Annotated in this window: 10 protein-coding genes and 1 pseudogene; 7 read left to right on the plus strand and 4 right to left on the minus strand. The window is 39.2% G+C overall.

Annotated features, from left to right (window positions below; translation table 11 throughout):
* Window positions 1–14 precede the first annotated feature (14 nt).
* The 3 genes from LEP1GSC062_RS24780 to LEP1GSC062_RS11625 all read right to left on the minus strand — a co-directional run bounded on the left by LEP1GSC062_RS24780 (window position 15) and on the right by LEP1GSC062_RS11625 (window position 5702).
* Window positions 15–1580, minus strand: a complete 1566-nt coding sequence (locus tag LEP1GSC062_RS24780) for a DUF262 domain-containing protein (protein ID WP_010577913.1) — start codon at window positions 1578–1580, stop codon at window positions 15–17.
* Between the two features lie 558 nt (window positions 1581–2138).
* The gene (locus LEP1GSC062_RS11620) at window positions 2139–4427 is read right to left on the minus strand and encodes an inorganic phosphate transporter (RefSeq protein ID WP_010577914.1); all 2289 of its coding nucleotides are present in this window, start codon (window positions 4425–4427) and stop codon (window positions 2139–2141) included.
* 228 nt (window positions 4428–4655) lie between these two features.
* On the minus strand, window positions 4656–5702 hold the full coding sequence (locus LEP1GSC062_RS11625) for a serine/threonine protein kinase (RefSeq protein ID WP_010577915.1): 1047 nt from the start codon (window positions 5700–5702) through the stop codon (window positions 4656–4658).
* A 144-nt stretch (window positions 5703–5846) separates the two neighbouring features.
* Here LEP1GSC062_RS11625 and LEP1GSC062_RS11630 point away from each other — a divergent pair, with 144 nt between their 5' ends.
* The 7 genes from LEP1GSC062_RS11630 to pgsW all read left to right on the plus strand — a co-directional run bounded on the left by LEP1GSC062_RS11630 (window position 5847) and on the right by pgsW (window position 11920).
* Window positions 5847–6212, plus strand: a complete 366-nt coding sequence (locus LEP1GSC062_RS11630) for an RNA recognition motif domain-containing protein (protein ID WP_010577916.1) — start codon at window positions 5847–5849, stop codon at window positions 6210–6212.
* Window positions 6209–6598: an FKBP-type peptidyl-prolyl cis-trans isomerase gene (locus LEP1GSC062_RS11635; protein WP_010577917.1), complete on the plus strand. Its 390-nt coding sequence runs from the start codon at window positions 6209–6211 to the stop codon at window positions 6596–6598. The genes LEP1GSC062_RS11630 and LEP1GSC062_RS11635 overlap by 4 nt, the downstream gene beginning before the upstream one ends.
* Window positions 6599–6714: 116 nt before the next feature.
* Window positions 6715–7836 (plus strand): sensor histidine kinase, encoded by a 1122-nt coding sequence (locus tag LEP1GSC062_RS11640; RefSeq protein WP_010577918.1) that lies wholly within the window; start codon window positions 6715–6717, stop codon window positions 7834–7836.
* Window positions 7837–7892: 56 nt separating this feature from the next.
* Complete coding sequence (locus tag LEP1GSC062_RS11645) at window positions 7893–9149, plus strand: SpoIIE family protein phosphatase (protein ID WP_010577919.1); 1257 nt, start codon at window positions 7893–7895, stop codon at window positions 9147–9149.
* Window position 9150: 1 nt separating this feature from the next.
* Window positions 9151–10380: a poly-gamma-glutamate synthase PgsB gene (pgsB, locus tag LEP1GSC062_RS11650; protein ID WP_020984341.1), complete on the plus strand. Its 1230-nt coding sequence runs from the start codon at window positions 9151–9153 to the stop codon at window positions 10378–10380.
* Window positions 10368–10826, plus strand: a complete 459-nt coding sequence (gene pgsC / locus LEP1GSC062_RS11655) for a poly-gamma-glutamate biosynthesis protein PgsC (protein ID WP_039941893.1) — start codon at window positions 10368–10370, stop codon at window positions 10824–10826. The genes pgsB and pgsC overlap by 13 nt, the downstream gene beginning before the upstream one ends.
* Entirely contained in the window at window positions 10823–11920 is a 1098-nt protein-coding gene (gene pgsW, locus LEP1GSC062_RS11660) for a poly-gamma-glutamate system protein (RefSeq protein WP_020984297.1), read from the plus strand. The genes pgsC and pgsW overlap by 4 nt, the downstream gene beginning before the upstream one ends.
* Window positions 11921–12233: 313 nt before the next feature.
* On the opposite strand, the pseudogene LEP1GSC062_RS11665 reads toward pgsW, so the two are convergent.
* A pseudogene (locus LEP1GSC062_RS11665) lies at window positions 12234–12527 on the minus strand (transposase); the annotation flags it as partial.
* Window positions 12528–12727 lie beyond the last annotated feature (200 nt).

The raw sequence follows: 12727 nt of genomic DNA on the forward strand, positions 1-12727 counted from the left end.
ATCATTTATGTTTTTTAATTCTCTATAAATGATTTACCTATTTCTGCAAAATAGATATTCAATTCTTTAATAATTAACTTCCGACGCTCTTGTAAAAAATCTTTAAATCTCGCGATTTCCCATAGTTCCTCATAGATTGGGATGAATTGTTTTTTAAGTCGATCGGTTTCGATTTTCTTTAAATACTTACTTGGTAGAGTTTTTGATATTTCCTTATTTGCTTTAGAAGATAAGAATGCGATATTGGCCAAGTCGTCAACTAACTCAGTTTCGATTTCAGCTTCTTTTAATATGGCTTTTGGAAATATATGATGTAATTCAATTTGATTTTCGCTACCGTGATTGCCGGTGCTTAAATTTATTCCATTGAACCAATCTTTCGCTTCTTTCTTTCTGCATAACGAGAATAATAACGGCATGAACTTATTAGTACGATATTCCCCCGCTATCATCTCGGGAGTAAATTCAAAGCTAGCAACGCTTCTTCTTAAATTCTTTACCAGGTTTTGAATTGGCGCTTCGGAATTGATTGCTTTAATGTCATTGTCAATTTGGGCTTCGGCGCCTCCCGTAAATCTGCCGAGGCCGGTGGCCGCTAAATACCAAAAGAGAATTCCATTGATAGAACCATCATCCAGTTTTGAATTGAATTTATTCACGTAGTAAACAATAGGGACTAATGCGTTTGTCGAGGGTATAAAATCAGAAGATCCGATTCCAACGTTGTTTTTCAAAAAATTTATCGTTGTATTGATTGATTTTTTTGTTTTTTCCCAAATTGAAGGTAGATTGTTTTTTCTTTCATTCCAAAGTGTATCTAAAGTCTTAAAGCTGCTTTGATCTGTTCCGATTACCACAAAACATCTCATTAAAAAACTTGGACTGAAATCAAAACTGATCTTTTCGTATTCGGTCAGAGCAATTTTGAATTCGTCGTTCAATGCTCCAGGCCAATTAAAAGCTAATCGGGCCATAGCTAACTCCGCGAATTTTAGTCTTGTCCCTTTGGAGTTTAATCTTATAAAAGATTCCGTAACTTCTTCAAAGTCGTCCGTGTGTAAAGTTAATACCGGAAAAGAATAGTCTTTGATTTGAGATAGATTTTGAATTCTATTCATATAATCTTCTTGAAGACGTGAGGTTTTATCTATTTTTAATTTTTCTATTATATCATTCCATATAGTAATTGGATTTTCTAAAACGGATTTCACCGCCACCCAGGACGGAACATTTTTAAGTTTGCTACTATATATAGCAAAAGACTCATCTTCAACATTGAAATATACTGGTATTTCTCCTTTTAGGAGTTTTTGAAGAGATGTAAGTCGTTGTTGTCCGTCTAAAATCAATAAGTCGGGGGTCTTAATAGAGTTTTCTTTTAATTTTGGAAGTGTTTTCGTTTTCCATAAGTAAATTAATCCTGTCGGATATTCTTTGTAGAGTGATTCAACCAAATCTTTAACCTGGGATTTGTTCCAAACATAATCTCTCTGTATTTCCGGAATACCAAGCTCTCCGGCGTTAAATTTTTCAATTAACACGCTAATTGACGTATCTGCTTTTTCTAACTTTTTGGCCATTTGTTATTATTCAATATTGTAATATTATGTTAATTTACATAATAATTTCTTGTATAATTTTTGGATACAATAATTATACTTTTTATGCGCCATAGTAGGATGATGTTGAATCGAGAATTCCTTTTGTATAGTTATCCGATATCGTTTGCGTATTTGAATTTAAGGATAAGATTCTCACTTTTTACGAAACGATACAAATCCCATCAAACGTATATGAAAAACCATTCTGTGTTCTTCTCAATCGGAAAGAGGATCTATCCAACTTAAAGATTTCCTGCGATTGTTAGGATGAACATGCGATTTCGATAAGGTTTCAAATAATCGATTTCAAGATCCGTATATGCAATTATCGTTATTCTTTATAACTAAAAAATTAACGGTCGATCCGGGTTTGAAGTGTTGTAATAAGAACTAACCGCCGTGGTCTTTGAGATAGATCAAGACGGAAAAGTCAGGATTTGTGTTTGTAAAAATCGCATCGTTTCGGACGACGCGATTTTTATCTTAAAAAGAAACCGTTCTTGCAAACAACAGAATCGCTTTTGCTGGTTTCATTGATCACTTCTTCTTTTTTTTCTCTTCTGCTTTGAGTGCAAGTAAGGACTTACTTTGCAATTCTATCTTTTTCTTTTCAGTCCAGGGAATCGCAACGCTTAACTCTTCCGCGAGAGAAAGAAGATTGTCATTAATATCTACAAGTTCGTCGATGATCACAAAGTAGGAAACGCTGGATTTCAGTTTACTATCTCCTTTTTTGATTCGTTTCATCTGACTTTTATAGATGTTCTGTTTGATTTTTTCTAAGTTTCTGGTTTTCTTTTCCGACCTTGCTTTTTCCAAAAGGTCCGGGAATTTATCGGAATCCGCAATGAGCTCCATCAAATTTGTGGCGGACTTTCTGAGTTCCTTCACTTCTTCCTTTTCGTCTTTGGAAACCTCGTGAAAGGAACTGATTCCGTTCGACGAGGTTCTAAGAATATTCCAAATACTTTCCGTAATTCGATCCAGATAATTGATCGATTCCGTGATCGGATGAATGGAAGAAAGATCTTCTTCTTCCAGATGTTTGTTTGCGATCGATAAAAAGCTGGAGAGGGAATTTTCCCTCATCTTTTTCAAGTCTTTCAAAAGTTTTTGAGTCTGTCTGAAATTCTTCTTTTTACCGTTTACATAACCCGCGCAGACATTGTTCAAAGCCTTTCTTGCGACGTTTAAACTCGCAAGCATGGAAGAGATCGTCCTGGAAAGAGCTCTTTCCGGATGTTTTTTGAGAGTGATGAGCTTTTCCAGATTTTCGTCGTATGTTTCCTGACGCTTTTTGTGGATCCTTGCAAACAGGAATATCAAAAGTGCCGCGATTAAAACAAGGACGATCACCGAAGAGAATCCGAAGATATATAGAATCGATCCGATTGCTCCTGCAGTCGCCGATGCGATGATAGCCGTAAAGAACCAACCACCGACTACGGTAAGAACTCCGCTTACTCTGTTGACTGAATTTTCCTTATTCCAGGCTCCGTCTGTGAGAGAGGTTCCCATTGCCACCATGAAGGTCACGAAGGTTGTCGAGAGCGGAAGTTTATAAAGGGTTCCGATCAGAATCAATGCGCTTGAGATTTGGATATTTACAGAAGCTCTGAGTAAGTCGAAAGCTTCGGTCTCGTGCATTCTGACGATCTCCAAAGAATTTTTCTGTTCGAAACGTCTACCGATAAAATTACGAACCCTTATGGGAAGGATCGCCTTAATCGGAGTATAAATTCCGAGCGCTATTTGGACGAAGACCCGAGCAACCAAATTCGTATTAAAACTTTCTAATGTTTCTCCCTGAGAGCCCAGTGTAACTTCGGTTTGTGTGACCGATTCTGCTTTTTTGGAAAACCAAAGAGAGAAAAGCATGATACACGCCGCGCCCAGTAGAATAAAATTCGGAGTTTGAACGCTTCCTGCAAGACCGGTTGCTAGAGCGGTAGGATCTCCTCCGGCCTGAATTAAAGTCCAGGTGGTAAAACTTGCGAGAGGAACACCGATAAAATTCACCAAGTCGTTGCTCGCAAAGGCCATAGCGAGAGAACCCGTTCCGATCAAAACTAGGAATTTTAGAATATTCCATTCTAATAATACTAGGATTTGAAAAAGGGCCGAAAATCCTACAAAGCTGAACAGAAGAATGTTCGTAAAATTCTTGTTCAGATAATCGCTTATTTCCGAAGGAATGAGGTCGGAACCTTTCATCGCCGATAAAAGCGTAAAAAAGATCATGGTAGTGACAGAAAGCCCTCCGAAAAGCCCTCCAAAGTATTTCATCGAATTCTTTAAGTTGAACGAAAAAATGAATCGAAACACGAACTGTAGAATGATTCCGGAAAAGAAAGCGACGATCACGCTCGTTACGATTCCGAAAATGATCTTGAGTGCGCTTTCCGAGTTGATGATTTGAAACGCACCGCTTAAGGTTCCGGTTTTTAAAAGTGCAATTGCAAGAGCGGCTCCTAAAAGTTCAAACACCAGGGATACCGTTGTGGAAGTCGGAAGTCCTAGGGTGTTGTAAAGATCCAGAAGTACAATATCCGTGAGCATAACCGCTAAAAATAGGAACATTAAATCCTGAAGCGCAAATCCGCTCGGATGAAAGATTCCTTTTCTTGCAACTTCCATCATACCACTGGAAGAAAGGGCTCCGAGAATGATCCCGATTCCGGCTACTACCAGAATGATTCTTTTGGAGGAGGCTTTAGAACCAACGGCGGAGTTGGTAAAATTTACCGCATCGTTCGAAACTCCGACTAGGAGATCGCCGACTCCGAGGATTGCCATCAGAACGACGATAATTAAAAAAAAGTCCATGAAACGCTTCCGTTTATTGTTTTGTTAGTATCTAAAATTTTCGCTTTGACTCTCGTTAAACGTAAATCCGGCGCTTGCGACTCTGGTCGCGGACTAACATTATGTTGCAGTCTACAACATAACAACGTTTGTTGAGAGTTGAGTCTGTTAAATCCGCGGAGCCGGACAACTGAAATTTTGTCGCGAACCCATCTGTGATTATTACTTTTGTGTTACAAAATCAACCGGTTAATCTTCCAAATCCCAAAAAAAATCCTTGTTGGTGAGTTCTTCTTCTTGGGAAGTCGATTCTGTAACGGAAAAGAAATTTTTTCCTCCCAGTGAATTGTAAATCAGTTTGTATTGTTCTTTTAATTCCAGAGTTTCTTTTTCCCAGTATTCGTTTCCTACAAAATGGGGAAAGGCAACCGGAAAGGAAGGATCTGTCGTAAACCTACTGGAAATCCAGGCAGAGTAATGAACAAACCGCATTGCGCGAAGAATTTCCACAAGATCAAACCAGGAGTCGTTGAATTCCCTAAATTCTCTATAGCCGGAAAGAATATATTCTCTTTCTTCAAGTCCTTCTTTTCCTCTGGAAAGTAACATCCAAAAGTCCTGAACTGCTGGACCTTTTAAGCAGTCGTCAAAGTCGACAAAGAACCATCCTTCTTTTCCGAAGAGTAGATTTCCCTTGTGACAGTCTCCGTGAATTCTGTGCAGAGGAACCGTTTCTATTTTTTCCCGAAAGAGATCTAAAATCCGATTTGCGACTTCGAGATATTCTTTTTTGCAACTCGGAGGAATCCATTCTCCCTTAAGTAGGGTTTCTAAAGGAGCGGTTCCATATGTTTCGGAATCGAGCGTGATCCTGTGTTCGAAATGTTTCGCCTGACCGATGTTATGAATTCTAGCGAGAAGCCTTCCTAAGATTCTGAGATTTTCCGGATTCAGTTCGTCGGGAGACCGTCCTCCCACTCGGGGCCAGAAAGAATAATAAATGTCTTCTTGAAACAAAGAGAGGCTACTTTCATTTTCAAATAAGAAAGGAGTGCAAACCGGAATTTCTTCCTCTTTCAGATCTTGCAGAAAATGATGTTCTTCTAAAATTTGTTCTCTGCTCCATCTTCCCGGGCGATAGAATTTGGAAATGATATGGGAACCGTCTTCCAACCTAAGGTCGAAGACTCGATTTTCCAAACTGTTCAGAGCCATACAATGACCGGAGGGTTCGTATCCTGCCTTTTCGGCTAAGGTAAGAATTTCTCCCGGATTGAGTTGAAAAAAGTCGGCCACAGATTCCAGAATTCTTATTTCCAGTTTCCTTGGAAATTTTTTTATTAGGTCGGGATGGAACTCGACCGTTTTGTTCCGATCTTTATGGAATTTGGTTTTCAATAAAATCGGATTTTACAAATTGATTCTCGAGAAGGAAAAATCATGAAGATATCAGTAGGAAATCTACCTCAGGAGCTGACCGAAGACGAACTGAAAAAGATTTTTTCGGAATTCGGAACCGTTCAGGAAGTGCATATTAAAAAAGATAAAACTACAGGACGTTCTTTGTCTTATGGATCCGTCGAGATGGACGATTCCGCGGGAACGAAAGCAATTGTGGCATTGAATAAAAAAGAAATCCAGGGCAAACAGATCGCGGTAATCGATTCTGAGGAACTAAGAAAAGAGTTCGAGAGAAAACAATCTATAAAAGGGGGAGGGGTTTCCGGCAAGATCCACGGGAATCAATCGAAGGTCGGAGGATTTTCCGGTGCTGGCGTAAGAAGAACCGGAGGAAGAGGAAAATGAAATTGACACGTTTAACATTCGTCTTCGCAATTTTTTGTGTTGCTATAGTTCCCACATTTGCAGAAGATTTAGTTATCAAAGATATTCGTATCGGAACTGGTAAGGAAGCATTCTCCGGATCGAACGTTACAGTGCACTATGTTGGAACGTTGGTTAGCGGTAAGAAGTTTGACAGTTCCAGAGATAGAAGAACTCCTTTTACTTTCAATTTGGGGGCTGGAGAAGTCATCAAAGGTTGGGATCGCGGGGTTCGCGGTATGAAAGAAGGTGGGATTCGCAAACTTACCATCCCTCCCGAACTAGGTTATGGTTCAAGAGGTGCGGGTGCGGCCATTCCTCCAAATTCCACTCTCATTTTTGAAGTGGAACTGCTTAAAGTGTACTGAGTTTTTTTCTTTTGTAACAGATTTTACCGGATTCTGACATTAGATTTGGTCAGCTTTCCGGTTCTAATCTATCGTAAAAAGGAGGAGCCTTCCGATTGCGATAGCTTTATAACCAAATGCCTTATGATTTTTTCGAACACTTCCCGTTGCCGGCCTGTATCTTGGAGCCGTCTCTTGTAATCCAAAAAGTAAACTTTGCTTTTTGTAGAACTCTAGGTTATTCAAAAACAGAACTAGAGAGAATTCAAAACTGGAATCAAATTTGTCAGTTTAAAGACACTACATTCCATTTTTCCGATCCTTCTCTTTGGCCTTGCACGAACTTGTCGAATGAAAATCCTTCTTATTCTGTTCTTTTTCTTACAAAAGACGGAGTTCAAAAGGAATATTCGGTTTCTTTTGCTTTCGATCGTGAAGAACTGCGAATCTTTGCCTATTTGGAAGCTCCTCAGACTCAGATTTTTGATAGAGCTGTTGTAAAATTCGATTCTCAAAGAACTTCTGTGGCGGATTGGGAAAAACCGAGCGCTTCTTGGGTTCAAAAGGAAAAATTAGACGCAATCGGAACTCTTTCCGCGGGAGTTGCACATGAAATCAATAATCCGTTGATGGGAGTGATCAATTATGCGGAAATTATGTTTAATGGTATCGAAAATGGAAATCCTCTTCGTAAATATGCAGGAATTATTCTACGAGAAGGAAATCGAATTTCCGAAATCGTCAAAGATATGCTTACCTTCACTCGAATCGAAAAGGAAGAAATAAAAATCCAAAATATTAAATCCGTTTTCGATTCTGCGTTTGGCGTGATAAAAGCCTGTATCGATAAATCGAAAATCGAAACGGTCGTACCCGATCTAGAGACTCCTATCTTCGCGGCTTGTTCCGCCGGAAAACTTAGAAAGGTGTATTTCAATCTGCTTACAAATGCGAAAGATGCGATTGAAAGTAATTCCGATCCGAGTCAAAAAAGAGTTATTACCGTTCGTTGGGAGAAATTAAAGAAAGGGGATCTAAATTTCGTCCGCACTATCATAGAGGATACCGGGATTGGTATTCCGGAAGAAAACAAACATAAACTTTTCGATCCTTTTTATACGACAAAAGACATTGGAAAAGGCACGGGTCTCGGACTTACGGTTTCCTATAACTTAGTTCGCGAAATGAAAGGAGATATTTCTTTCGAAAGTGGAAACGGAGTCACACGCTTTTATTTGGATCTTCCCGAATCGCTTTGAAAGAAAGATCCTTGACTTTATGGGAGATAATCTACTAGATTCTCCTTCAATCCGCCATGGACGGCTCCCAACAATCAGAACAGAAAGGCCACGATTCCCGTTATTCCATATTGTTTGATTCCGCGATCGACGCGATCATTTCCTTAGATGACAATTTCAGAGTGATCTTGGCTAATCCGGCCACAGAAAGAGCATTCGGATATCTTTCTTCCGAGCTAATCGGAAATTCCATCGAACACTTGTTTTCACTTCGGGTTCGAAAGCGATTTTATAGAATTCTAAAAAACATTGCTGGACTTCCGGATAAAAAAAGACAAAAACCTTTCGGGCCGATTCGTATGATTCGAAAGGATAAAACGATTTTGATTTCGGAGATTTCTGTTTCGGTCACCGGACCCGAGGAGGATTGTCAATATCACGTCATCATTCGGAATATATCAGAAAAACATAGAATTCTAATGGAGCTAAAGCGAGCTAATGAGAGTCTGAGACAAATGGATCGTGAAAAAGAAGAACTCTTGGAAAAACTCGAAGAGAAGGTTCGGCAGAGATCCAGGCTACTCGCAGGTTATTACAAAGGAATGAAAGAGGAATTGAATCTTGCGAAAAAACTTCAGACGGAAATTCTTCCGGATATTCCTTCCATTGCGGGGATTCAAATCCATTCCATGTATCTTCCGATGATGGAAGTGGGCGGAGATCTTTACGATCTATTCCAAATTCGTCCAGGGGTTCTCCGGGTTTTTCTTGCGGATGCGACGGGACACGGAATCCAAGCCGCTCTTCTGACGATGACTCTCAAAGGAATTTTGGAATCCATCAAAAAAAAGGATACGGATCCGGGAACTATTCTCACGGAATTCAACCGCGAATATTGTAAGAATTTCGGAAATATAGGAATGTTCTTCTCTTGTTTTCTTGCGGACATAGATACGATTTCCAAAAAAATCTCGTATGCTTCCGGAGGTCATCCTACTCAATTTTTTCTTTCCAAAGATCTTGTGTTGGGGTTGGATCGAACGGGATCTTTACTCGGTCTCGATTCGAACAATCGGTACGGTGTTTTTAAATTTAGTTATCAATACGGAGATCGTTTATTTTTACTAACGGACGGAATTTATGAGGAGTTTAATTCCGACAAACAACAGTTTGGGGAGCTCGCTGTTCAAAATATTCTCGCGAAAAAATTTTGGGAACCTATGGAAGAAACAATTCCGGCCATTTTACAAAGTCTGATCGAACATTTAGGATCACAGAGAATACAAGATGATATTACGGCCATTTTGATAGCTTTGGATTTTCCAGATCTTTGAAATGCTCCTTTCAATTTCGATTTTAAGTTTTCTATTTTTGATTTTTTGTGTGATTCTTTTTCTTGAGAAAAAGAATCACGTTCAAGCGCAAAAAAAAGTTCCGATCCGGGTTCACATCAATGGAACCAGAGGAAAATCTTCCGTTACCCGTTTGATCCATTCGATTTTAGTGGAGGAGGGTTGGAATGTTTTCGGTAAAACTACGGGTTCTATGCCCAGACTTTTATTTCCGGATCGGAGCGAAAAACGAATTTTTCGAAATAAGATCTCTATCGAAGAACAAAAATCCATTTTTCGTTTTCTTGCAAAAAAAAATGTTCAAGCGGTGGTTTTGGAATGTATGGCGGTCCGACCTCAATATCAGAAAGATTCCGAAGAACTACTGATTGGTGCTACGCATGTAGTAATTACGAATGTTCGTCCCGATCACGGCGAATGGTTGGATACCGAAGAAAAAACTTGGAAAGGTTTTGCAAAAACGATCCCTGAACGTGGGGTTCTTGTTTACGGAAAATCGCTTTTGAATACGAATTCGAAAAGAATTTCCGAGCAAGGCCTGGGAGATTATATTCATCCGATCTTTCAAGAAGTTGCACTTCGAAAGAAAACGGAAGTGATTGCCGCAGAGCCGAAGCTTTCGCAGAATCAAATTGAAACCGCATTTCGATCCATACCTTATCCGGAACATTATGAAAATGCGGAAATTGCGATAAAAGTTTGCGAAACGTTAGGCGTCACGTCTAAGTCCATAGTGCGCGGAATCGCAAACGCAATTCCGGATCCGGGAGCGCTTACGATTTTGGAAAGCGAAAACAATGGAAAAGTTCAGAGATTCGTGTTCGCATTTGCGGCCAACGACATCGTTTCTTGGGGTAAGATTCTAAGATTCAATCAAGAAAAGATGAGAGAAGAAAAAGAGTTAATTGTAGTTTTCAATTCCAAACGTGAAAGGCCGATTCGAACCGTCGAGTTTGCGAAATTTTTGACGGACGTTTCTGCGCTCTCAAAGATCTATTTCTTTGGTCCTTGGAAAAAACTTTTTCGGTCCATATATGCGGGAGACGCGGAACTGATCTTTTGTAGGGAAAGTTTTATTCTCGATTCGGGTGTGGTTTTTTCGAAATCTAATCTTTGGATTGGGGCGGGTAATTATCAAGGTCCGGGAAGGATTTGGCTACAGGATTTAGCGGCTTCTGTTGTAGTAAGCGAGAAGAAAAAATGGAATTCCTGACATTGTCGATCGGAGTCGGGATCCTATTCGGTTTTTTTCTTTGGGAAAAAACGGGAATTCAACCTGGAGGTTGGGTCGTTCCGGGTTACGCGGCTCTATTTTTGCTGAAGCCTTTGTTTATTGCGGCTCTTGTATCGAGTTCTATTCTTACACTTCTGATCTATCGGGTTTCTGAATTTTGGTTTTTGAGTTTCGGTCAAAGAAAGACCGTCTTTATTTTAATTCTTTCAATTCTAATTTCTTTGATTATTGATCGTCTCGCCGAAATATTTTTCGGATCTATGAGCGATTTTGAATATAAGACGATCGGACATATTGTGCCTGGACTTGTCGCTCTTTCTGCGGAAAAACAAGGAATTTCCAAAACCTTTTCGGCGCTTCTCGTTTGTTCCGTTTTGGTTCGATTGTTTTTGATCTTTGTGTTAGGGGAAGCTTTGATTTTATGAGGAAATACTTTAAAAATACTTCTTCGATTTCGTTTCTTTTCCTGAGTTTTGTGAGTTTCGGATTTTTATCGGTTCTTGAGTTTTTTCCGCTCATAAAACCTGTTACTGATGTCGGGAATAAATACGAGGCAAGTGAAAAGACCTACAATGCTTTTCAGAAAATCAAAAAGTTCAGGCTTTCTAAGAATGTTCCGATCGATCCCAAATTAGACCCCTATCAATCTGGTTTGATCGGGCCGTATATTTCATCGGTTACGAGCTCGGCGGGAAAACTCTCCGCCAAACAAGCGTCGATCCACCCAGACTTTGCGGCTTGGTTTATAGATCAGTTTCAAAAAGTTGGTTTAAAAAGAGGGGACACGATCGCCGCGGGTATTTCGGGTTCCTTTCCGGCATTGAACGTCGCCTTTTGGGTCGCAGCGGATGTTATGGGCTTACGGGTGATTTCGATTGCAAGCGTGGCGTCTTCCCAATTCGGGGCTAATGATCCTGAATTTTTATGGCCGGATTTGGAGAATTTTTTATATAAAGAAAATATTATATTCCAAAAAACTGTTTTTATGTCCATGGGAGGGGTTTCTGATTTGGGTATCGGAATCGGGAAAGGAGGAAGGGATTCGATTCTTATGTCCATACGTAAAAACGGTTATAGGTATTTGTCTTCGGATTCCTTCGAGGATTCTCTTCAAAAAAGGATGAACGTATATAAAAAGAAACCGATTTCTTTGTATGTCAATATCGGAGGTGGAACTGTTTCTTCCGGTACCAGTCTTGGAAAAAAACAAATTCCAAAAGGAATCGTTTTATCCGAAGGGGAATATATGGATCTGCCGGATTCGATTTTAAAAACGTATCTTGGATTGAGAATTCCGGTGCTTCATGTTAGCGGTATTGAAACGATCGCGAGCGAATCGAAAATGAGATACAAATCCGGAAGTATTTCCAGTCCGGGAACTTCGGATCTTATTTTTTCTACAAAATACAATCGTTGGCTTGCGGGCTTTTTTTTCGTTTTGTTATCTGTTTTGGTTTGGAAGTTCTCGCCTTGGATTTCACTTTCCGACAAAATAGAAGAGAATTCAATTTTGTTGTGAGATAGACAAAAGGAGATTTTTGAAATATTGATTTGTTTTTTCAAAAGGAAGTTTGGGTCTTTTGTAATTTCATGTGGAATAAGTTTTGAGTCTTTCTTTTACACTTACTACTCGGGCGCATAAAAAGAATACTGTGATAAGTTTGTTTCAAAAGTTAGAATGTTAGATCTTTTTCAAAAAAAGCCAACAATCTTGGATTTGTGCAATTTTGTGAGGCTTCTATCTCAGCAAAAATCGCCCGTTAATTTTTGGTACCATTTTCAAGCGTCCGAGTAGTAAAGATGGGATATTTACTATTTAACGTGAGTTCGGCCTAAGGAGAGAGTAAAAGTTGTAAATTGTCTTTGGATCTCAAATTCAAAGAAGGTTTTTTTTGAAAAAAAGAAAATGCGACTAACCCACTTAATAGATTAACAGCCCAATTGAAAAAGCTTCGATGTCTAGTATGTTGAATCTGACAGATATTTTTGAGTTCATCATTTACGGATTCAATGATAGCTCTTTTTCTTAAAAGAATTTTATCAACTAAGGACATTAATTTATTTTTCATATTCTTTTTAAGTTTTGTAATGAGTTGAATTCCCTTTTCATAAAGACTTTCAAACAAAGATTGCGGGAACTCCTCTTACAATCTTTGAAAAAATCCGTCCGTTATTTGCATTTATTTTTGTAATGAGCAAATTAAACGAAAGAACTTCGTCTACAAAGAATACGGGCAATACCTGCCACTCTAATTACACGCGTCTATTTTTCACTTAGGATGTCTGAATCTCGAAGATCTTGCTCCGTGAGGCCTGTGATTTCCAG

The sequence above is a fragment of the Leptospira alexanderi serovar Manhao 3 str. L 60 genome, assembly GCF_000243815.2.
Classification (GTDB): domain Bacteria; phylum Spirochaetota; class Leptospiria; order Leptospirales; family Leptospiraceae; genus Leptospira; species Leptospira alexanderi.